The sequence below is a fragment of the Bradyrhizobium huanghuaihaiense genome (assembly GCF_007830635.1).
GTDB classification, from domain to species: Bacteria; Pseudomonadota; Alphaproteobacteria; order Rhizobiales; family Xanthobacteraceae; genus Bradyrhizobium; species Bradyrhizobium huanghuaihaiense.
In genome coordinates this window covers 11,787-33,283 of sequence record NZ_VLLA01000040.1, presented here as the reverse complement: position 1 = coordinate 33,283, position 21,497 = coordinate 11,787, and the positions used below count along the sequence as shown (strand labels likewise).

Below are 21,497 nucleotides of genomic sequence, written 5' to 3'. Positions count from 1 at the left end.
AAGCGGGGGAGGAATTGATTCGAGGGCGCCGCAGAATCCCACAAGGGGTGCGGCCCGGCCATCGATACACCGTGAAGTGAAGCGCGTTAAGGCCGCAAAATACGGGCAGATTGCCGCGAGCAGCGAAAATGGGTTGGCGCGGGGGAATGCCGACGATAAGGATGAAAATCCTGCGATTTTTACCCGGAAGGTGGATGGCCTCCCTCGACTCCTTCAGCCTCACCATATTGCTCGGCGCCGTCCTCGTCATGGCCGGTATCCTGTCGAGCCTGCTTGCGCTGCGGTTCGGCGCGCCTTTGCTGCTCGTGTTCCTTGCCATCGGCATGCTCGCGGGAGATTCCGGGCCCGGGCAGATCCAGTTCAACGACGTCGGCACGACCTATCTGGTCGGTTCGGTGGCGCTGGCCCTGATCCTGTTCGACGGCGGCCTGAAGACGCGCTTTGCCAGCATCCGCACCGTGCTCGCCCCGTCCCTCGTGCTCGCCACCGTCGGTGTGCTTCTGACCGCGCTGGTCACTGCACCGTTCGCCAAATACGCGCTCGATCTCAACTGGACGGAATCGCTGCTGGTCGGCGCCGTCGTGGCCTCGACCGACGCCGCCGCGGTGTTCCTGCTGGTGCACACCCAGGGCCTGCGCCTGCGTCCGCGCGTCGGCGCGACGCTGGAGGCGGAGTCCGGCACCAACGATCCCTTCGCGATCTTCCTCACCCTGATGCTGGTCGAGTACATCTCGCTGGGAACGGGCACGGCGGGTCACGTGCTGATGGAGTTCTTGCAGGAGGCGGTGCTGGGCGCCGTCGTCGGCTTCTTCGGCGGGCGCCTCGTCGTCATCGCGCTCAACAAGGTCGCGTTGCCGCAGGGCCTGCACGCGCCGTTCGTCACCACCGCAGCGCTGGTGATCTTCGGCGGCTCGCAGATCATGCACGCCTCGGGCTTCCTTGCGGTCTATCTCGCCGGCATCATCATCGGCAACCGGCCGACGCGGGCGCACAATTCGGTGGTGACCTTCCTGGATGCGGCGACCTGGCTGGCGCAGATCGTGATGTTCGTGCTGCTCGGCCTCCTGGTCTCGCCGAGCCGGCTAGGGGCCAGCGTGCTGCCGGCGGTCGCCGTCGCGCTGATCCTGATGCTGGTGGCGCGGCCGCTCGCGGTGTTCGTGTGCCTGGCGCCGTTCCGTTTCAACTGGCGCGAAAAGATCTTCATCGCCTGGACCGGCCTGCGAGGTGCGGTCGCGATCTTCCTGGCCTCCATCCCGATGCTGGTCGGCTTGTCCCAGGCCTATCTCTATTTCGACGTCGCCTTCGTCGTCGTCATCATCTCGCTGCTGCTGCAAGGCTGGACGCTGGCGCCCGCCGCGCGCAAGCTGCACGTCGCGCTGCCGCGCGCCGAGCGCGGCCCGCGCCGCGTCGAGCTCGATCTGCCCGGCCAGCTCGAGCAGCAGCTGGTCGGCTATCCGGTGCGCCCCAAGAGCCTGTATTTCCGCCGCGGCCTGATCCCGTCCTGGTCCAAGCCGACGCTGGTGATCCGCAACCAGAACATCCTGACGCCCATTGAAGCCGATCCGATCGCACCCGGCGACTACATCTACCTGCTGGCGCCGCCGGAAAAGGCCGAGTCGCTCGACCGCTTCTTCGTCGACATGCAGCCGAGCTCGGCGCCCGATCCGCATCTGCTGGGCGACTTCATGGTGTCAGGCGAGCACACGCTGGCCGAGCTTGCCGGGATCTACGGCGTCAAGGTGAGCGAGGACGAAGGCAAGCTGACACTGGCCGATTATTTCGACGTCCACCTCGACCGCGCGCCGAAGGAGGGCGCCGAGCTCGCGCTGGACGAGATCGTCCTCGTCGCACGCAGCATCTCCGGCGGCCGCGTCAATGTCGTTGGCCTCCGCCTGCCGGAAGAAGACGAGACGCCGCCGCCGCTGACGCGCCGGCAGGCGCTGCGGAAGAAGTTTGCGGATTTGTGGACGTCGGTGGCGGGGGTGTAGACGGTCTCGTGTCCCGGACGCGGTGCAGCGTGAAACGCTGCTCCGCAGAGCCGGGACCCATGGCTGTGGGCCCCGGCTCTGCAACGCATCACTTCGTGCTGCGTCGCGTCCGGGGCACGAGAGTTAACCGCGCGTCACTCTGTAGATGTCGGCACCGTTCGCCAGACAACCGCCACCAAATCGCCGCAACCGCCGAAGATTTGCGCGGCTTCGTGACCTCTGGATCCGGAACGCTCTGCGGCGCCGCTCGTTCTTCGCGTGACAGCGTCTTTGACAGGAGCAGTTCCATGCGAAGCATCATCTTGCCTGCCGTCGTCGCGATCGGTCTCGGATCGGCTGCGCCGGCGATGGCCTATGACACCGGCGACCAGATCTCGATGCAGGTCGCGCTCGACGTTGCCAGCGATCTTGGTGTCGCCACGGTCTCGCACACGAACTTCCTCGGCGATGAATGGCAGATCGAAGGCCGTGATCGCACCGGGCGCTGGATGGAGGTCGATGTCGATGCGCGGACCGGCGAGGTCCGCAACGTCGATCGCGGCTGGTAAAGCCGAAGCGGCGGAAACCGCAATGTCGTCCCGGCGAAAGCCGGGACCCATAACCACAGGGAGATGTTTGGCGAAGACTGACAGTGATCTTTCTTCGCCGGTACTTAAACCGCACTTCTTCGATAGATCACGCGGTATGGGTCCCGGCGTTCGCCGGGACGACGGCGGAGAGTGTTGCGGCAGCGTGCCTCACGTCAGCACCTTGACCCCGCCGAACGACGTCACGCGGCCCTGCTTCAGCATCACGATCTGGGTCGCGAGCTGGCGCAGCTCGGCGGCGTCGTGGCTGACATAGACCATCGGCACGTTGGCCTCGTCGCGCAGCCGCACCAGATAGGGCAGGATCTCGAGCTTGCGGCCCTCGTCGAGCGCGCCGAGCGGCTCGTCGAGCAGCAGGAGGCGCGGTTTCGACAGCAGCGCGCGGCCGAGCGCGACGCGCTGGCGCTCGCCGCCGGACAGCTTTCCGGGACGGCGGTCCTGCAGCGCGCCGATGTCGAGCAGGTCGATGATGCGCTTGTGTTGCGCAGGATCGGGCGCAAGTCCGTTCATCCGCCTGCCGTAGTCGAGGTTCTGAGCGACGCTCAGATGCGGAAACAGCCGCGCATCCTGGAACACATAGCCGATGCGGCGGCGGTAAGTGGGCACGTGAATGCCGGCCGCGGTATCGTCCACGGTCTCGCCGTCGATCACGATGGTGCCGCGGTCGGGCCGCAACAGCCCGGCGATCATGTTGACCAGCGAGCTCTTGCCGGCGCCCGAGGCGCCGAACAGGCCGATGACGCGGCCCTCGCCGGTGAAGGACGCGTGAAGCGAGAACTCGCCGAGCTGTTTTTCGATGTCGACCCGCAGCATGGTCAATTCCCGTGCAGGCGCAGCGTGGCGCGGCGGGCGAACCATTCGGCCGCGATCAGCGCGCCGATCGCGATCACGATCGAGACGATCACGAGCCGGCCCGCGGCTGCATCGCCGTCGGGCGTCTGGATCAGCGAATAGATCGCGGAGGAGATCGTCTGGGTCTCGCCGGGAATGTTGGAGACGAAGGTGATGGTGGCGCCGAACTCGCCGATCGCTTTCGCAAAGCCCAGCACCATGCCGGCGAGCACGCCGGGCAGAGCCAGCGGCAGCGTCACCGTGAAGAACACCTTCCAGGGTGCGGCGCCGAGCGTTTCCGCCGCCTGCTCGAGCCGGCGGTCGATCGCCTCGATCGACAGCCGCATCGGCCGCACCAGCAGCGGAAACGCCATCACGCCGCAGGCGAGTGCCGCACCGGTCCAGCGGAATGCGAAAACGATGCCGAGATAGTCGGCCAAAAATCCGCCAACGAGGCCGCGGCGGCCGAAGGTGAGCAGCAGCAGATAGCCGGTGACGACAGGCGGCAGCACCAGCGGCAGATGCACGACGGCGTCGAGCACCGACTTGCCCCAGAAGTCACGTCGCGCGAGCAGCCATGCCAGCGCGATGCCGAACGGCGTCGCGACCAGCGTAGCGATGACGGCGACCCTGAGCGAGAGCAGGATCGCCGTCCATTCGGCGGGAGAGATCTCGAACATCAAGTCGTAATATCAGCTCGCAAAATCAGGTTGTCGGACTGATCAGAAATTTGAAGCCGTATTTTTCCAGAATGGTCTTGGCGGCGGTCGAGCGCAGGAAGGCGAGATAGTCGTTGGTCTCGCCCTTCGCAGTCGTTGTCGCGGCGACCGGATAGATGATCGCGGGGTGCGAATCGGCCGGGAAGGTGCCGACGATCTTGACACCGGGCTCGACCTTGGCGTCGGTGGAATAGACGATGCCGAGATTGGCCTCGCCGCGGGCGACCAGCGTCAGCGCGGCGCGCACGCTCTCGGCCATCGCGAATTTCGGCTCGGCGGCCGGCCAGGCGCCCAGCTTCTCCAGCGCCGCCTTGGCGTATTTGCCGACCGGCACGGACTTGACGTCGCCGGTCGCGATCTTGCCGTCGCCGGCGAGTTTTGCGAGGTCAAAGCCTTGCGCGATGGTGACGTTGTCGATCTTGGAATCCTTCGGCGCGATCAGCACGATGCTGTTGCCGAGCAGGTTGACGCGTGTCGGCTCGTTGATCGTCTTCTTGGAGACCGCGTAGTCCATCCAGTCGGTGTCGGCGGAGACGAACACGTCGGCGGGGGCGCCCTGCTCGATCTGCTTGGCCAGCACCGAGCTTGCGGCATAGCTGACGCTGAACTTGACACCGGTCTTGGCGGTGTAGGCGGCATCGATCTCGTCCAGCGCGTTCTTCATCGACGCTGCGGCGAACACGGTGATGGTCTTGTCCTCCGCCGCGGCGGGCGAGAGGGTCGCGCTCGCGAGGATGACGAAGGCGGTGAAAAGTCCGGTGATACGAAACATGGATAGCGCTCCGTGCGAGCTCGCGCGCAGGCAACACGCGCAAATCTGGCGTTGGTTGGGTCAGGTATGCGACGGGCGGAAGCGCTGTTCCACGGTCCCTTGCGACGGCTTACGGCCGGCGGGGATATCGCAGTGCAAACATAGCAGGCTGAGGCCGCAGGTCAAAGGACCTACTGCGCCGGCAGGATCGCGATCGAGAGCGCATTGTCCTTGGCGCCGCTGACCTGGAGGACAAGCGGCTGCGCCGACAGCTCGTACTTCATGGTCTTGCGGATGCCGTCGCAATCGGTCGCGCCGCTGAAAGCCACGGGCTTGAGGAAATGGCCGTCCTGGACCACGTCGACCCAGGCGCCCGAAGACAGGCTGATCGTATAGAGCCCCGCTTTCGGCGCCTTGATGCTGGTGAAGCCGGCAAAGGTGCCGTCCTTCGGCGCCCGCTCCGGCGGCGAGGGCAGTTTCGCGTCACTCGGGGCGACCAGCCCCAGCGTGATGGCTGACGCGGGCAGGGCCGCCTGCTCGGCGCCCGAGGCGAGTTTTGCCCGATCCGGCGCCGTGAGCGCGGCGCGCTCGCGCTCGATCGGCCATTTGAACTTGTCGCAGCCGCTCGGCTCCTCGGCGGCGAGGGCGGAGGTCGTGCTGAGCGCGAGCGCAGCAAGGATAGTGAGGACGCGCATGTGGAATCCCATCGTTGGCCACACGCGGAGGCGAGGCGTGCGGTCAGGCTTGTTGAAAGACGGGATGCGCATCCCGGGATGCCGCGGGCTTACGGCTGGGCGACGAGGCATGTTAGCGCATTCGCGTGGTGCGAACCAATTAACTCGTTCGTCATTCCGGACAAGCGCGCCCCAATCACCGCTGTCGTCCCGGACAAGCGTAGCTCTGGACTACGCGTAGCGTTGTCCAGAGCGGAGCGCCGATCCGGGACCCATAGCCACAGGCGGGTGTGATTACGGGGATTCGGAGTGATCTGCTTCGCGCAACAATTTCTCCCTGTGGCTATGGGTCCCGGATCGGCGCGCGCTTTGGGCGCGCTTGTCCGGGACGACAGCGGTGGTGTGACGTGGCAGCGTCAATCTCCCCTCGTCATCCCGGACAAGCGCAGCGGAGCGGAGCGCCGATCCGGGACCCATAGCCACAGGCGGGTGTGGTTACGGGGATTCGGAGTTGCCATCTCGCGCCACAACCACTCCCTGTGGTTATGGGTCCCGGGCTCGCTTCGCGCCCCGGGACGACACCGGTTGGTAGGCTGCAGCGCACCCTACGGCTTCGCATCGCCCGCATGCAGCACGGCCTTGCAGGCCGCCGGCATCTGCGCCAGCGTCATCGGCGGTTTGGGCTTCGGCGGCTCCGGCGGCGGCTTGGGGTGCAGCACGGCGTCCGAGAACCAGTAGCCGAGATCGGCGTCCTTGCAGCCTTCGTCCTCGGACTGCGACGGCTGGCCCTCGCAGTCGCCGGCGCCCGCCGGGCAGCGCATGCGGATGTGGAAGTGATAGTCGTGGCCCCACCAGGGGCGGATCTTCGACAGCCATGAGCGGTCGCCCTTGGCCTCGCGGCACAGCGCCTTCTTGATCGCGGCATTGACGAAGATGCGCTGCACCGCCGGCTCCTGCGCCGCGTCGCGCAGCACCAGCACATGGGCAGGCGTGAACACCTTCGGGTCGATGTCGAGCCGGTCCTGGCGCACCATCATCACCGCCGACATCTCCTCGCGCTCCTCACGCGAGAGGCGGCGGTCCGGCATCGGCGTCAGCCAGATGTCGGCGTCGAGGCCGATCTGGTGGCTGGCATGACCCGACAGCGCCGGCCCGCCGCGCGGCTGGGCGATGTCGCCGACCAGGATGCCCGGCCATCCCGCGTCCTTGTGGGCCCTGGCCGCAAGGCGCTTGATCAGCGCGATCATGTCGGGATGGCCGAAATTGCGGTTACGCGACAGCCGCATCACCTGCCAATTGTCGCCATTGAGCGGCATCTGCGCGGCGCCGCCGATGCAGCCCTTGGTGTAGGAGCCGATGACATGCGCCGGCCCCTTCGAGGGCAGCAGTTTTCGCGCGAACAGTTCCTTGGCGCCGAGATGCGGATCGTTCGGATTGGCCAGTGGCGGCAGCGGCTTCGGGTTGACGCTGCCCTTGTCCTGGGCCAGCGCGCCGCCGGCGGCCAGGAGCGTCATGACAAGCAGGAGAGGGGTAATGCGGCGGGGACTCATGCCCGGTCGTTATAACCCAACGCCGCGTCAGGGTTAAGAATTAGGCTTGTCGCGAGGGCGCGATCTCACGCCGTCTTTACAGCCGCCAGCCGCTGGCGACATCATGCCCGCGAGGCAAAGGGCCTTTTATCATGGCATTTGTTTTGGCGCGGCTCGCGAGGCGGGCCGCCATGGCCGCTTTTGCAATGGCCGCCATTGTACTGACCCCGCTCCTTGCGACCCCGGCGCAGGCCGATCTCAGGGTCGACATCGACAAATCATCGCAGCGCATGTCGGTGCGCGTCGACGGCGCGCCGCGCTACTCCTGGCCGGTGTCGACCGGCCGCCGCGGCTACGGCACGCCGAGCGGCACCTTCCATCCGCAGGCGATGATGCGGCGCTATTTCTCGCGCAAATACTACAATTCGCCGATGCCGCACGCGATCTTCTTCCATCACGGCTTCGCCATCCACGGCACCACCGACCTTTCGCGCCTGGGCGGACCGGCCTCGCATGGCTGCATCCGCCTGCATCCCTCGCATGCGGCAGCCCTGTTCGCGCTGGTCCAGCGCGAGGGCGCGCGCAACACGACGATCCGTATCTCCAACTAGGGAATCGTTGAGCATTGCAATTTTTTGCGTCGCCCGGCCGCATTTTTAACGGCGCGATAACCGTATCCTGCATTGACCAAAATTCGTGCGCGGAGTGAGGGAACGCCGCGGTCCGCATGCAATCGGCCGTGATTTCGGAAATGATTCAAGCGCGCGCGTAATTTTGCGCCAGCGCGCCATCTGATCGCGACGGCGGAATGGGTTTGGCGCGTCGGTCGGCGCATTTTGCGCCTCGCAAACAGGCACGAGTGCCGGCGTGCGGCGGCGGTCCCGAGGCCAAGATTACTTTTTTTTCAGACACTTGCCCCAAAACTTGCGGCCACAGGGCGCGACTGGGACATGTGACGTTGAGTTTGGGGTCTCGAAAACAAAAAAGGCGAAAGCGTAACGTGCTTGCGGCGGCCGGCGGGCAGCTGCGCAAGCCGCGCTTCGCGCGCGCGCCGCATCCGCCCGTTGCACAGGACGAGCTCGTGCAGAGCCGCGCGGAGGCGGAGGCCGCGATCGCGGAGGCGCGCAAGGCCCATGAGCGGCTGCGTCAGGCCATCGACATCCTGCCGCAGGGCATCGTCTTTCTCGATGCCGAGGGCCGCTATGTCCTCTGGAACAAGAAATACGCCGAGATCTACAGCAAGACCGCTGACCTCTTCGCCGAAGGCGCGCGCCTCGAAGACACGCTGCGCGTCGGCGTCGCGCGCGGCGACTATCCCGAGGCCGAAGGCCACGAGGACGAGTGGATCGCCGAGCGGCTGCAGAAGCTCTATCAGCCCGGCGCACGTCACGAGCAGAAGCTGGCGGACGGCCGCGTCATCCTGATCGACGAGCGGCTGACCGACGACGGCGGCGTGGTCGGCCTGCGCGTCGACATCACCGAGCTGAAGCAGCGCGAGGCCTCGTTCCGGCTGCTGTTCGACGGCAATCCTGTTCCCATGATCGTCTGCGCGCTCGACGACGAGCGCATCCTCGGCGTCAACGACGCTGCGATCGCGCATTATGGCTACAGCCGCGCCGACTTCGAGAAGCTGACGATCCGTTCCTTGCAGGCGTTCGACAGCGAGCCGCCCTGGACCATTGATGTGACCGGCGAGGAGCAGGCCGGCCGCACCTGGAAGCACGTCAAGGCCGACGGCGCGCTGATCGACCTTGCAATCTATTCGCGCGAATTGACCTATGCCGAGCGGCCCGCGGTGCTGCTCGCGCTGATGGACATCACCGAGCGCAAGCGCGCCGAGGCGCGGCTCGCTTTCATGGCCCAGCATGATGGGCTCACCGGCCTGCCCAACCGCAATCTGCTCCGCCAGCAGGTGGATGAAATGCTCGCGCATACGCGGCGCAGCACCGACAAGGTCGCGCTGCTGATGCTGGGGCTCGACAATTTCAAGTCAGTCAACGACACGCTGGGACACGCGATCGGCGACAAGCTGCTCCGCGGCGTCGCCAAGCGGCTGCGCTCCACCTTGCGCGAGGAAGACGCGCTGGCGCGCCTCAACTCCGACGAGTTCGCGATCGTGCAGAACGGGCTGGCCCGGCCGGAAGATGCTGTGGGACTGGCAAAACGCCTGCTCGAGGCCATCTCTGATCCCTATCTGCTCGACGGCCATTCCGTGGTGATCGGCGCCTCCATCGGCATCGCAATGGCGCCGGGCGACGGCGATGATTCCGAAAAACTGCTCAAGAGCGCCGACATGGCGCTGTCCCGGGCCAAGCAGGATGCGCGCGGCACCTTCGCCTTCTTCGAGGCCGCGCTCGATGCCAAAGCGCAGAGCCGCCGCAAGATCGAGGTCGAGCTGCGCGATGCGATCCAGAACGACGTGCTGCGCCCCTACTACCAGCCGCTGATCGACCTCCAGAGCGGCCGCATCACCGGCTTCGAGGCGCTGGTGCGCTGGCCCCATGCCGAGCGCGGCATGGTCTCGCCGGCCGAGTTCATTCCGGTCGCGGAAGACACTGGCCTCATCAATCCGCTCGGCGGGCTGATGCTGCGCCGGGCGTGCCTGGATGCCGCGACCTGGCCGGACGACGTCCGCGTTGCCGTCAACCTGTCGCCGCTGCAGTTCCGCAGCGGCAATCTGCTCTCGATGGTGACGGACGCGCTGAAGCATTCCGGCCTGCCGCCGCGGCGGCTCGAGCTCGAGATCACCGAGACGCTGCTGCTGGAGAAGAGCGCGCAGGTGCTGGCGACGCTGCATGCGCTGCGGGCGCTGGGGGTGCGCATCTCCATGGACGATTTCGGCACCGGCTATTCCAGCCTCAGCTATTTGCGCAGCTTCCCCTTCGACAAGATCAAGATCGACCAGTCCTTCGTGCGCGATCTCGGGGCCAATCGCGAGGCGCAGGCGATCATCCGCTCCATCGTCAGCCTCGGCAAAGGCTTAGGGGTCACCATCACCGCCGAAGGCGTCGAGACCGAAGCCGAGCTGAGCTGCCTCCGCACTGAGGGCTGCGACGAGGGCCAGGGTTTTCTGTTCAGCAAGGCCCGGCCCAATCTCGAGATCATCAGCCTCTTGCAGGCGCAGCGCGGCATCGACGCCGCCGACGAGGACGCCGCGCTGGTGGCGTGAGCGGATACTGACGTAAGGGACGCGCCGCTCTCTCACTCCCTCGCCCCGTTCTTACGGGGAGAGGGTGGGGTGAGGGGCGTCTCCGCGAACTCCGTTCAAACTGTGTGCGCGCGATTATGCGTGTCGGATCGACCTTTGCTCTGGTCGAAATCTCGCCTTGCCCCTCACCCGGATCGCGCCGGACGATGCTGCGCATCGCCGGGGCGATCCGACCTCTCCCGGCAAAGGGCGGGGAGAGGTTCAGTGAGCTGCTTGCTCTTCACCCCCCCGCCAAAATCGCCTTCCCCACATCCTCGTAATGCGTATCCCGCGCCTGGATCTGCTGCGCGATCGCGTGCATGTCGCGAAACCGTCGCTCGAACGGCTGGCTGCGGAACACCGCAGTCGCACCGGCCATGTGATAGGCGGTATCGACCACCTTTGCCGATTGATGGATGGTCCAGGTCGCCGCCAGCCGGACTGCGCTGCGCTGCACCGCGCTGAATTCGCCGGTGGCGACCAGGTCGCGCCACATCGCATTGGCCGTGGCATAGAGATAGGCGCGCGCGGCGCGCAGATCGCCCTCGGTGCGGCCGATCAGTCCCTGGACTGCCTGATTGTCGCGCATGGCGCCGGCCGCCAGCGACTGATGTTTTGCGCGCGCGAGCGCAATGGCGGCATCCAGCGTGGCGCGCGCGACGCCGAGCGAGACTGCGGCAAAGCCGAGACTGAAGGTCGAGCCGGTGCCGATCCTGTAGAGCGGGCCCGGCTCGCGCAGCGCGGACGACACGTCGCGGAACGCGGTGAAGCGCTCGGGGATGAAGAGGTCCGCTACCTCATAGGAGTCCGTGCCGGTGCCGGCGAGCCCGATTGCCTGCCACACGTCGTGCAGTGTCGCGCTTGCGACGGGAAACAAAATGGTCCGCACCTCCGGCGAGCCGTCGACATTCTTGCGCGGCACACCATCGCTCCCGACGATGCGCACATGCGCCCCCAGCCAGCTCGCCTGCCGCGAGCCCGAGGCAAAATCCCAGCGCGCCGTGACGCGATAGCCGCCCTCGACCGCGCGCGCCTCATGCGCAATCGCGCCCCAGGCGAGGATGCCGGGCGCGGTGTTGAAGATCTCATGCGCGGTGTCGTGATCGAGCCAGGCCGCGATCATGGCGCAGACGCTGCATTGGCCGAGGCACCAGGCGGTGGAGGCATCCGCCTTCGCAATCTCCTCCAGCATCTGCATGAATGCTTCCGGCACGGCCTCGCTGCCGCCGACGCTCTGCGGCAGCAGCGCGCGATAAAACCCGTTCTCGATGAGGGCGGAGACCACGGCAGGCGTCAGCCGCCGCGTCCGTTCGATCTCGGCGGCTTCGCCCGCGATCAGCGGCGCGAGCGCGCGGGCACGTTCGACCAGGCCGACGCCGGGAGCTGCATTCATTGCTGCGTTTCCTCGCCCCTTCTTGGTGTGAGCGGTCTTGAGGGTGCGATGGTGGTCTATTTGGCGGGGAGGATCAAGATGGTGCGGCTATCGCTTCGGAGCCCAAGCCATCCCGTGACCTGCTTGATTGATTTCGCGCGCGAGGACGTTCAATCCGGGGCAACCTGTCCCGCTCTCGTTCGGTCAAACGACTGCTGCGATCACGCTAATGCCCGCGATCCGAACTTCCTGGCCGGAACCTGGCGACCGGCCGGTGATTGGCCGTCGCGCCGCGGCTGCATTGAACCTGTCCGGCTTCCGGGAGCACCAACGGCTCGTAAGTCCCGATAGAAGCGACGAGGGAAGGCGCGATGAGGACCCTGAAAGCATCGATCTGCGTTGCAGTCACGGCGCTTGCCTTGAGCCTGTCGTTCGGCGCGCCGTCCTACGGCCAGGAGGACGAGGCGGGCACGCTCACGCGGCAGATGAAGGAGCTTTATCGGGCCGGGAAGTACACGGAAGCGCTGCCCCTGGCCCAGAAGTCGCTGGCCCTTCGCGAGAAGGAGTTTGGCCCTGATGACGCGCACGTCGCGATGCCGCTGAACGACCTCGGCACGATCCATTACAATCTCGGCCAATACGCCGTTGCCGAGCCGCTGTACAAGCGCGCGCTGGCCATCCGGGAGAAGACGCTCGGTCCGGATCATGCGGAAGTCGCAATGGTGCTGAACAATCTGGGCGATCTCTATCGCGCGGAAGAGCGCTACGCGGAAGCGGAGCCGCTCCTCAAGCGGTCGATCGCCATTGGCGAGAAAACCAACGATCCGTCGCTCGTGCTGGCGTTGAGCAACCTCGGCGCCGCCTACAGCAATCAGGGCCGGTACGACCAGGCTGTACCGCTGTTCAAGCGGGGACTGGCCGTGCTGCAGAAAGCGCTCGGCCCCGACGATCCCGAAGCCACGGTGCTGATGAACAATCTGGCCGATGCCTACATCCAGCGGCATCGCTATGCCGATGCAGAGCGGCTGCTGAAGCGGTCGATGGTGATGACCGAGAAGGCGTACGGTCCCGATCATCCCGATATCGCACAGGCGCAGAACAATCTGGCTGCGCTCTATGCGCGTCAGGGGCGTAACGCCGAGGCCGAGCGGCTGTTCAAGCGGTCGGTGGCCACGTTCGAGAAAACTCTCGGTCCCAACCATCCGGATCTCGCCGGGGTCCTGGATAACCTCGCCGGCCTCTACAAGGATCAGGGCCGCTATGCCGATGCCCAGCAGATCTTCAAGCGCTCGATGGCCATCCGCGGCAAGACAAGGCCGATCTGAATAGCTTTCGTAGGGTGGGCAAAGGCGCGGAGCGTCGTGCCCACCACGCTTTCCGACGGCAAACGAGTTTGTGGCACGCTTCCGCCTTCGCTCTTCGAGCTACGGCGGACAAGTCGCTTTGCCCACCTTGCGACACTTTTCCAACTTTTTTGACGATTGACGGCCGGACATGTCGGCAAGGACCGGTCTCGATCGTCCTTGGGTGGACACGTCCCCGGACGTGTTGGAGATATGGACCCGAGACTCGTGACGTGATTTCGTCAATTCGAGCCGTCAAAGTCGCAACTGGAGCAATGCCCATGAGGATCACCGTCGAAACCAGCGTCGCCGCCCCCATCGATCAGGTCTGGCGTGCCTATACGACGCCTGCCGATATCGTGAAGTGGAACGCCGCGTCCGACGACTGGCATACGACCAGGGCCACGGTCGACCTGCGCGAGGGCGGCGCCTTCTCCTCGCGCATGGAAGCCAAGGACGGCAGCATGGGCTTTGACTTCGCCGGCACCTACACGACGATCGTCGAGCACAAGCTGATCGAATATGCGTTCGGCGATCGCAAGGCCGAAGTCGAGTTCGTCCCCGGTCCGAAAGGCGTCGTCGTCCGCGTCGTCTTCGACAGCGAACCGACCCACTCGGTCGAGCAGCAGCAAGGCGGCTGGCAGGCCATCCTCGACAATTTCGCGCGCTACGTCGCGGCGAAGAAGACGTCGTGAGGGTGTGCAGGGCGCGGAGCCTTGGCGGGCTTCCGCGTCTTCGTCTACGATCCGATCGCGCAATTGTTCCGGAGACGCAGGGATGCGAACCATTGGCCTGATCGGAGGCATGAGCTGGGAGAGCACCGCGCTCTATTACAAGCTCATCAACGAGCGCATCCGCGACCGTCTGGGCAAGCTGCATTCGGCTCCGCTGCTGCTGTATTCCTACGATTTCCAGGAGATCAAGGAGATGCAGTATGCCGGCCGCTGGCGGGAGGCCGCAAGCAGCCTCGCGGAGGTCGCGCGGCGCCTTGAGAGCGCCGGCGCGCGCGCCATCGTGCTGTGCACGAACACGATGCACAAATTGGCGCCCGACATCACGTCGGGCCTGACCATTCCCTTCATCCACATCGGCGACGCGACCGCGCAGCGCATCCGGGCGAAGGGATACCGGCGGGTTGGGCTGCTCGGCACCAGGTTCACGATGGAGGAGGAGTTTTACATCGACCGGCTTCGCGCGCATGACCTCGAGGTCATGGTTCCCCCTGCGGACGCCCGGGCCGACGTGAACCGCATCATTTACGACGAGCTGTGCCTCGGAAATGTCACCGCCCCCTCGCGTCGCCGCTATCAGGACGTGATGGCGGCGCTCGTCGCCGCCGGCGCCGAATGCATCATCCTCGGCTGTACGGAGATCACGATGCTGGTGGGACAGGCCGACACAACGGTCGAAACATTCGACACGACCGCCATCCACGCCGAGGCGGCGGCCGATTTCGCCATCGGGTGATGATGATCTCGTTGGACGTTTGCCATCCAAGGCCGGGATTGCAGCTTTCTTAGGGTGGGCAAAGGCGCAGAGCGCCGTGCCGACCACTCTTCCCGACGGTACACAATTTGGTGGGCACGCTTCTGCCTTCGCTCTTCGAGCTACGGCGGACAAGTCGCTTTGCCCACCTGCGACTGATCGCAAGATGCGCCTTTCGGCGATGGCGATTGGAACAAGAAAAACCTTGGGAAGTTCGCGTGTTTAGGGGCCGGAGCAAGCCGTGGAGGAGAAGCATGCGAACAGCAATTCTCGCGTTGATTGTCGTTGCCGGAAGCGCAATGACCTTCCAGGCAACGGCCCAACAGCAAAAGGCCGCACCCAGTGAGCAAACCAAGGAGGAGATGCGCCGTGATGTAGACCAGGGGCTCAAGACTGGCGAGCCCAACGAGCAGATGCAGCGTGATGCGGACAAAGGGATCAAGACCCGCAACTCCGGAGAGTCCGGATACGTGGCCGACCAAGACAAGCCAGGTGCTGCTGCGCATCCTCCGGGTCGACCGGGAAGTGAGCAGACCACGGGTTCGGGTGGCCAGACCAGCGCTCCGAAATAGAACCCTTGGCTCGTAGCTCGATGGGTCGCGCGGCTTATCCGCCGTAGCTCGAAGAGCGAAGGCGGACGCGAAACCCATCAAGCTTCATTCTCGCAATTGGATCGAGCTAACAGGGATTACCGGATATTGCGAGCCCGCGTCGGGGCGATGGGTTTCGCGGAAGCTCAACCCATCCGAGCTCTCAGATGACAGCTGCGGCCAGCAGGGAAGCGCCGCCAACCGCGACCAGCACGAGGCCGGGCCAGTTCGATCTGATGCCGAAGCCGCTGCCCGGCGCTGTAGGTTCCAGCGTGTCAAGTCCGGAGCGAAGCCGCTTGGTGCCGCTCAGCCGGCCTCGCCAGATCGGCTGAAATGCCATCTGGAGCACGCCGACGAAAACCAGGAGCGCACCAAGCCATATGAGGGTCATGCTCGCCTCCTGCTCAGTCAACGCCGAGCGGTTGCTCCCCGCGGAAAGCCCCTTCGAGAAGCATCCTGCTTACTCTTCGTCCGGCTCGCGCACGACTGGCGCTTCATCATCTCGGTGCTCGTCGTCGCCGTCGTCGTCTTCGTCTGCATCCTCGTCTTCATCGGGATCTCGGGGCGGCATCGTGTTGCCCACGATCACGACGCAACGCCAGTCGATCAATCCAGTGAATTCCTCAAGGAGATGTGGCGTCATGTTGTTGCTCCTATCCGGAGGTTCTCACCGACCGGCAGGATATGGGCCGCTCATCTACCTGACAAAGCTGGCCTGGTGCGCGGTCCAGTGGCGGATGTGGCTTGCGAGGCCCGTCGTACCGGGCGGGGGCTCGTTGCCAGCTTTCCTTGTATCGACCCGCTCAAACGTCGTGTTGTTCCCGCTCGTTGATCATCAGGGACCTCCACTGGCGTAGAAACGACGTCCATCCTGGATGGTTCCTCGGGCGCAACCTGATGGGACGGGGGCGGATGGGTCGCGCGGCTTGTCCGCCGTAGCTCGAAGCTCGTAGGATGGGTAGAGCGAAGCGAAACCCATCAAGCTCATCCCCACAATCGGGTCGAGCTAACGAGAAGTAAGAGATACTCCGTCCGCCCGGCAGGGCGATGGGTTTCGCAAGAGCTCAACCCATCCTACGCCTGGCTGCGTCGACCTGGGTCCGCCATTGCTTGACGAGGTCGCGCCGGCGGCCGGGATAACGTTCGGTCTTGAGCCGGAGCTTTTCGATCCGATCCGCCCGGAAGGAGCGAAAATCCTTCCTCATTTCACACCAGCCGGCCAGGATGCGCCGGGATTCGAAAAAGGCGACGCCAATCGGCCAGATCGTCCGAGTGGTCTTCGCGCCATTCGGATCGCGATACACGATGGAAAGCTTGTGCTGGTCGCGCATGGCCTGGCGCACAAGGCGGAGATCGACGGCTTCGGGTTGCTTCGGCCTGTGCGCGACATGAAATGCATTGTCGTCGATCTTGTGCCGCAGCTCTGACGGCAGCACGGCGCCGATTTTCGCGAGCGCATTACGCGCCGCCAGCGCGAACTCTTCATCGGTCTGGCGGGACACCCATTGGGCGCCGAGCGCGAGGGCCTGGATTTCCTGCTCGGAGAACATCAGCGGGGGCAGGAGAAAGCCGGGCTGCAGCACATAACCAAGACCGGCTTCGCCCTCGATCTGCGCGCCCAGCGCCTGCAGGTCGGCGATGTCGCGATAGATCGTGCGCAGCGAGACGCCCGCCTCGGCAGCCAGATTGCTGCCCGACACCGGATGACGGTGCCGCCGCAGGATCTGCATGAGGTCGAACAGCCGCTGGCTCTTGGACATGCTGCAAGTCTAGCAGGTATCCTGCCAAAGATTGGCAGCAATCTACCGCAGAATGGCGGCACGGCTTCGGGCAGCCGCGCCGCTTGATGAGCTGGACCGGATTCCTAGCGCGGTTGGACCGTCGCCGCATAGGCGGCAAACGGCGCGGCATCGTAGATCACCTCGGTCGACACGATCTTGCCGTCCCTCACCTTGAGGAGCTCCGCGACGATGGCGTTGGCAACCGGATGGGTGTCCGCGTTGTAGACGACAACAGCCTGCTGATCGTCGCCGTAAGTCGCGAGGGGCGTCACCTTCTGGAGCATGCGGGCAAAGCCGCCGTGGAACTCGCGAAACGTCGAGGTCCCGACGATCCGCCCGCGCGGTGATGTGCAAACGATGTCGTCCGCCGAGATGGAGATGACCGTATCGACGTCTTTGCGGGCGATGGCCTCGACATAGGTGTTGGCGATCTGCACTGCCTCGCCGCTGCTTTGGGTATTCATGGTCTTCCTTTCAGTGATTGGTGCACTGAAAGAAGGCCTAGCGCAGGGCAGTGACAGATTCTGGCAGTAGGAAATCGGCGCTGCCGGGACTGCCAACCCGGACCTGCCGTCGACCTCATATGCGGGCAGTTGTGTCGAGCATCGTTCTTTGGTGGGACCAGGCCAGACCGACAACACGGCTAAATCCAATCGCCTCCCAAAACTGCGCTGCAGCCTGATTGCCTGCATGGACAGTCATGGTGGAAACGCTTCCGGTCGCGTCCTGCAACAGCGCCATGGCAATGGTGTAGGCAACATTGCGCCGTCTGAATTCGCGATGCACGTAGAACCGTCGCATTCTCCACGTCGGTTGCCCTATCGGTGCAGGTTCGTTGGTCATCGCACCGATACCCGCGAGTCTGCCGCCGAGATAGCAGGCGTATGCTGCATGAAAAATGGCGGGGGTCTCTGTCAACTCAGCGGCCAGGCGCGTCATTTGCCGATGGCCATCCGCTGTTGCATCCGCCTCCAGGTCAGCGAAGCCAGCGGGTAATTTGTCGACTATTGGTTCAAGTTTAGGGTCCATCACCCTTGGAGCCTTATCAGATACGGTCAGAACTGCCTTGGCCGGATGCGGAGTTCGTCCGCCGTAGCTCGAAGAGCGAAGGCGGGTCTGAGAGCGGCAAAAAAAAGCCCTGGGGGAATGTCGACCGCGCCGAAAGCCTTTGCGGCCTGTTCAAGCGTTGCCTCGCCACGCTGCGGCGCGGCCAAGGTCGAGCGTCTGCCTCCGTTTGGTCGGGAAGCTCAGCGCCACTGCGACGGCGGCAAGCCCGATCGCGAAAGAGCCGACGTGCAGCCATGTGTATTGCTGGAAATTGTCGAACACGAGGCCGCCGGCCCAGGGTCCGAGCGCCATGCCGAGGCTGGCAAAGGCCGACACCGCGCCGAACACCGTGCCCATGATGCGCGCGCCAAAGAATTCGCGCACCAGCACCGCATAGAGCGGCATCACGCCGCCATAGGCGAGGCCGAACACGACCGAGAGCGCGTAGAATTCGCCGAGCTGGGCGACCGCAAGATAGGTCGCGATGCACATTGCCTGCACGAACAGGCCGCCGACCAGCACGGGCTTTGCACCGATGCGGTCGGCGAGCGCGCCCAGGAGCAGGCGTCCGCCGAGGCCCGAGACGCCGACGACGCTGTAGACCGTCACCGCGGTGAGCGGGGCGATGCCGCAGACCATCGCATAGGACACCATGTGGAAGATCGGGCCGGAATGCGCGGCGCAGCAGGCGAAATGCGCCGCTGCGAGCGCGATGAATTGTGGCGTGCGCAGCGCCTGCGCCGCGGTCAGCTCGACTTCCGGCGCGGCATCTGCAGCGGTGGCGCCCGTCGTTGCCGGCGCCGGACGCACCAGGAAGCAGGCCGGGATCAGCAGCGCCCACGCAGCACAGCCGATCACCAGCATCGCGGTGCGCCAGTCATAGGCCGTGATCAGCCAGCTCGCGGTTGGCGCGATCGTCACCGGCGACACGCCCATGCCGGCGGAGACCAGCGCCACCGCAAGGCTGCGGTTCTTCTCGATCCATGCGCTCGCAAGCGCCATCATCGGCGCGTAGAAGCTGCCGGCGGCAATACCGATCAGCACGCCGAAGGAGAGCTGGAATTGCCACAGGCTCGTCGCCTGGCTCGCGGCGATGAGACCGATCCCCAGCAGAACGCTTCCCGCGAGGACCACGATACGAGTGCCAAACCGGTCCGACAGCGTGCCCCACAGGAACGCGGCAAACCCCATGCAGAGGAAATCCAGCGTCGCGGCGGCCGACACGCCGGCGCGCGACCACCCCATCGCCTCCGAGATCGGCTGCAGAAACACCGCGAGCGACAGCATCGTGCCGAAGCCGACGCACGTCATCAGCGCACCCGCGGCGACAATGACCCAGCCATAGTCGAAGCCTGATGGCTTGCTCATGCGTTTCCTCGCGCTTTTGGTTTTGTTGATACTGCGCACGGGGATGGTGGCCCATCTGCCGGTGAAGGGCAAGGTGACCCGCGATGCGCGATTTGCCGCTCTGCCGTGAGCGCGGTCTCTTCCGTCGCGATGATCAAGGCGTTCGCCGCATCGTCATTCCTGCCTCGCGCCGAGCCCCGGAATGACGATGTGCCACACACCGCGATGATTGCATTATGCCCCTGTTTTGCCCGACGGAGCAAATGGAATTCTGAAAATCAAAAAAAACTCAATCCAAACAAACCCCCGGCTACTGTGCATGGGGTTGATTTCGATCTTTTTGCTTACTCCGCCCATGCACGACGTCTCGGCAGAGTCCAAAATGCAAATGCCCGGGAGCAAGCCCGGGCATGGCGTCGGCGAATGGATTCGTGAAACAGCTTCAGCGTCCGCCTCAGCTATCCACCTTCAGTGCGGCGATAAAAGCTTCCTGCGGGATGTCGACCTTGCCGAACTGCCGCATCTTCTTCTTGCCTTCCTTCTGCTTCTCCAGAAGTTTGCGCTTACGCGTGATGTCGCCGCCGTAGCACTTCGCGGTGACGTCCTTGCGCAGCGCGCGCACCGTCTCGCGGGCGATCACCTTGCCGCCGATCGCCGCCTGGATCGGGATCTGGAACATGTGCGGGGGGATCAGCTCCTTCATCTTCTCGACCATGGCGCGGCCGCGGCCCTCCGCGCGGGTGCGGTGGACCAGCATGGAGAGCGCATCCACCGGCTCGGCATTGACCAGGATCTGCATCTTGACGAGGTCGGCCGGCTTGTAGTCGGTGAGATGATAGTCGAACGAGGCGTAGCCCTTGGAGACCGACTTCAGGCGGTCGTAGAAGTCGAACACGACCTCGTTGAGCGGCAGATCGTATTTCACCATGGCGCGGGCGCCGACGTAAGTCAGCTCCTTCTGCGAGCCGCGTCGGTCCTGGCAGAGCTTAAGCACGCTGCCGAGATATTCGTCCGGCGTGAGGATCGTCGCTTCGATCCAGGGCTCCTGGATCTCCTCGATCTTCACCACGTCGGGCATGTCGACGGGATTGTGGATCTCGAGCTCGGTGCCGTCGGTGAGCTTCATCTTGTAGATGACGCTCGGCGCGGTCGCGATCAGGTTGAGATCGAACTCGCGCGACAGCCGCTCCTGGATGATCTCGAGGTGCAGCAGCCCGAGGAAGCCGCAGCGGAAGCCGAAGCCGAGCGCGGCGGATGTCTCCATCTCGAAGGAGAAGCTGGCGTCGTTGAGGCGCAGCTTGCCCATCGCGGCGCGCAGCGTCTCGAAATCGTCGGCATCGACCGGGAACAGGCCGCAGAACACCACGGGGATGGCCGGCTTGAAGCCGGGCAGCATGTCCGCGACCGGCTTCCTGTCGTCGGTGATGGTGTCGCCGACGCGGGTGTCGGCGACTTCCTTGATCGCGGCGGTGATGAAGCCGATCTCGCCGGGGCCGAGCTCGTCGACCTGCTGCATTTTCGGCGTGAAGAAGCCGACGCGCTCGACGTCGTAGGCCGCGCCCGTGCCCATCATGCGCACGCGCTGGCCCTTCTTCATCGTGCCGTCGACGATTCGCACCAGCACGACGACGCCGAGATAGACGTCGTACCAGCTGTCGACCAGCAGTGCCTTCAAGGTCGCCTCGCGATCGCCCTTCGGCGGCGGCAGGCGGGTGACGATGGCTTCCAGCACGTCGGGAATGCCAAGGCCGGTCTTGGCGGAGATCATCACCGCGTCGGAGGCGTCGATGCCGATGACGTCCTCGATCTGCTGCTTGACCTTCTCGGGCTCGGCCGCGGGCAGGTCGACCTTGTTCAGGACCGGGACGATCTCGTGGTTGTTGTCGAGCGCCTGGTAGACGTTGGCGAGCGTCTGCGCTTCGACGCCCTGGCTGGCATCGACCACGAGGAGGGAACCTTCGCACGCCGCCAGCGACCGCGAGACCTCGTAGGCGAAGTCGACATGGCCGGGCGTGTCCATCAGGTTGAAGATGTAATCCTTGCCGTCCTTGGCGCGGTAGGCGAGGCGCACCGTCTGCGCCTTGATGGTGATGCCGCGCTCGCGCTCGATGTCCATGGAATCGAGCACCTGCTCCTTGCCCGCCATCTCGCGGTCGGAGAGGCCGCCGGTCATCTGGATCAGGCGGTCGGCCAGCGTCGATTTGCCATGGTCGATATGGGCGACGATGGAGAAATTGCGGATGTTGGAAATGGGGACGGTCGTCAT

At 64.9% G+C, this 21,497-nt stretch carries 21 protein-coding genes; 8 read left to right on the top strand and 13 right to left on the bottom strand.

Annotation, left to right across the window (positions count from 1 at the left end; translation table 11 throughout):
- Nucleotides 1-194: 194 nt before the first annotated feature.
- Complete coding sequence (locus tag IQ16_RS40600) at nucleotides 195-1,988, top strand: potassium/proton antiporter (protein ID WP_018646726.1); 1,794 nt, start codon at nucleotides 195-197, stop codon at nucleotides 1,986-1,988.
- A 287-nt stretch (nucleotides 1,989-2,275) separates the two neighbouring features.
- Complete coding sequence (locus IQ16_RS40595) at nucleotides 2,276-2,536, top strand: PepSY domain-containing protein (protein WP_018646727.1); 261 nt, start codon at nucleotides 2,276-2,278, stop codon at nucleotides 2,534-2,536.
- A gap of 189 nt (nucleotides 2,537-2,725) precedes the next feature.
- Here IQ16_RS40595 and modC read toward each other — a convergent pair whose 3' ends face one another.
- The 5 genes from modC to mepA all read right to left on the bottom strand — a co-directional run bounded on the left by modC (nucleotide 2,726) and on the right by mepA (nucleotide 7,100).
- Nucleotides 2,726-3,388: a molybdenum ABC transporter ATP-binding protein gene (gene modC, locus IQ16_RS40590; protein WP_018646728.1), complete on the bottom strand. Its 663-nt coding sequence runs from the start codon at nucleotides 3,386-3,388 to the stop codon at nucleotides 2,726-2,728.
- 2 nt (nucleotides 3,389-3,390) lie between these two features.
- Nucleotides 3,391-4,086: a molybdate ABC transporter permease subunit gene (modB, locus tag IQ16_RS40585; protein ID WP_018646729.1), complete on the bottom strand. Its 696-nt coding sequence runs from the start codon at nucleotides 4,084-4,086 to the stop codon at nucleotides 3,391-3,393.
- Between the two features lie 25 nt (nucleotides 4,087-4,111).
- Nucleotides 4,112-4,897, bottom strand: coding sequence for a molybdate ABC transporter substrate-binding protein (gene modA, locus IQ16_RS40580; RefSeq protein ID WP_018646730.1), 786 nt, complete (start codon nucleotides 4,895-4,897; stop codon nucleotides 4,112-4,114).
- A gap of 170 nt (nucleotides 4,898-5,067) precedes the next feature.
- A complete protein-coding gene (locus IQ16_RS40575; protein WP_018646731.1) occupies nucleotides 5,068-5,571 on the bottom strand; it encodes a hypothetical protein in 504 nt (167 codons plus the stop codon).
- 584 nt (nucleotides 5,572-6,155) lie between these two features.
- A complete protein-coding gene (mepA, locus tag IQ16_RS40565; protein WP_018646732.1) occupies nucleotides 6,156-7,100 on the bottom strand; it encodes a penicillin-insensitive murein endopeptidase in 945 nt (314 codons plus the stop codon).
- Between the two features lie 170 nt (nucleotides 7,101-7,270).
- Between mepA and IQ16_RS40560 the strand changes: the two genes are divergently transcribed.
- Nucleotides 7,271-7,690, top strand: coding sequence for a L,D-transpeptidase (locus IQ16_RS40560; protein WP_018646733.1), 420 nt, complete (start codon nucleotides 7,271-7,273; stop codon nucleotides 7,688-7,690).
- A 389-nt stretch (nucleotides 7,691-8,079) separates the two neighbouring features.
- Nucleotides 8,080-10,248, top strand: a complete 2,169-nt coding sequence (locus IQ16_RS40555) for an EAL domain-containing protein (RefSeq protein WP_018646734.1) — start codon at nucleotides 8,080-8,082, stop codon at nucleotides 10,246-10,248.
- A 259-nt stretch (nucleotides 10,249-10,507) separates the two neighbouring features.
- Here the strand turns inward: IQ16_RS40555 and IQ16_RS40550 are convergent, their stop codons facing one another.
- Nucleotides 10,508-11,659, bottom strand: coding sequence for an acyl-CoA dehydrogenase family protein (locus IQ16_RS40550; RefSeq protein ID WP_018646735.1), 1,152 nt, complete (start codon nucleotides 11,657-11,659; stop codon nucleotides 10,508-10,510).
- Between the two features lie 350 nt (nucleotides 11,660-12,009).
- Here IQ16_RS40550 and IQ16_RS40545 point away from each other — a divergent pair, with 350 nt between their 5' ends.
- The 4 genes from IQ16_RS40545 (at nucleotide 12,010) to IQ16_RS40530 (ending at nucleotide 15,038) form a co-directional block, all read left to right on the top strand.
- A complete protein-coding gene (locus IQ16_RS40545) occupies nucleotides 12,010-12,963 on the top strand; it encodes a tetratricopeptide repeat-containing protein (protein WP_145832162.1) in 954 nt (317 codons plus the stop codon).
- A 299-nt stretch (nucleotides 12,964-13,262) separates the two neighbouring features.
- Complete coding sequence (locus IQ16_RS40540; protein WP_026312571.1) at nucleotides 13,263-13,676, top strand: SRPBCC family protein; 414 nt, start codon at nucleotides 13,263-13,265, stop codon at nucleotides 13,674-13,676.
- A gap of 82 nt (nucleotides 13,677-13,758) precedes the next feature.
- Nucleotides 13,759-14,448, top strand: a complete 690-nt coding sequence (locus IQ16_RS40535; RefSeq protein WP_018646738.1) for an aspartate/glutamate racemase family protein — start codon at nucleotides 13,759-13,761, stop codon at nucleotides 14,446-14,448.
- Between the two features lie 272 nt (nucleotides 14,449-14,720).
- Nucleotides 14,721-15,038 carry a hypothetical protein gene (locus tag IQ16_RS40530; RefSeq protein ID WP_145832161.1) on the top strand — a complete coding sequence of 106 codons (318 nt, stop codon included), beginning with the start codon at nucleotides 14,721-14,723 and terminating at the stop codon, nucleotides 15,036-15,038.
- A gap of 181 nt (nucleotides 15,039-15,219) precedes the next feature.
- Here the strand turns inward: IQ16_RS40530 and IQ16_RS40525 are convergent, their stop codons facing one another.
- The 7 genes from IQ16_RS40525 to lepA all read right to left on the bottom strand — a co-directional run bounded on the left by IQ16_RS40525 (nucleotide 15,220) and on the right by lepA (nucleotide 21,497).
- Nucleotides 15,220-15,447: a hypothetical protein gene (locus IQ16_RS40525; protein ID WP_020608067.1), complete on the bottom strand. Its 228-nt coding sequence runs from the start codon at nucleotides 15,445-15,447 to the stop codon at nucleotides 15,220-15,222.
- Nucleotides 15,448-15,516: 69 nt separating this feature from the next.
- Nucleotides 15,517-15,699, bottom strand: a complete 183-nt coding sequence (locus tag IQ16_RS40520) for a hypothetical protein (RefSeq protein ID WP_026312572.1) — start codon at nucleotides 15,697-15,699, stop codon at nucleotides 15,517-15,519.
- A gap of 421 nt (nucleotides 15,700-16,120) precedes the next feature.
- A complete protein-coding gene (locus IQ16_RS40515) occupies nucleotides 16,121-16,816 on the bottom strand; it encodes a helix-turn-helix transcriptional regulator (protein ID WP_018646742.1) in 696 nt (231 codons plus the stop codon).
- Between the two features lie 104 nt (nucleotides 16,817-16,920).
- Nucleotides 16,921-17,301 (bottom strand): nuclear transport factor 2 family protein, encoded by a 381-nt coding sequence (locus IQ16_RS40510; protein ID WP_018646743.1) that lies wholly within the window; start codon nucleotides 17,299-17,301, stop codon nucleotides 16,921-16,923.
- Nucleotides 17,302-17,416: 115 nt separating this feature from the next.
- Nucleotides 17,417-17,866: a GNAT family N-acetyltransferase gene (locus tag IQ16_RS40505; protein WP_018646744.1), complete on the bottom strand. Its 450-nt coding sequence runs from the start codon at nucleotides 17,864-17,866 to the stop codon at nucleotides 17,417-17,419.
- Between the two features lie 150 nt (nucleotides 17,867-18,016).
- A complete protein-coding gene (locus IQ16_RS40500) occupies nucleotides 18,017-19,252 on the bottom strand; it encodes an MFS transporter (RefSeq protein WP_018646745.1) in 1,236 nt (411 codons plus the stop codon).
- A gap of 433 nt (nucleotides 19,253-19,685) precedes the next feature.
- On the bottom strand, nucleotides 19,686-21,497 hold the full coding sequence (gene lepA, locus IQ16_RS40495) for a translation elongation factor 4 (protein ID WP_026312573.1): 1,812 nt from the start codon (nucleotides 21,495-21,497) through the stop codon (nucleotides 19,686-19,688).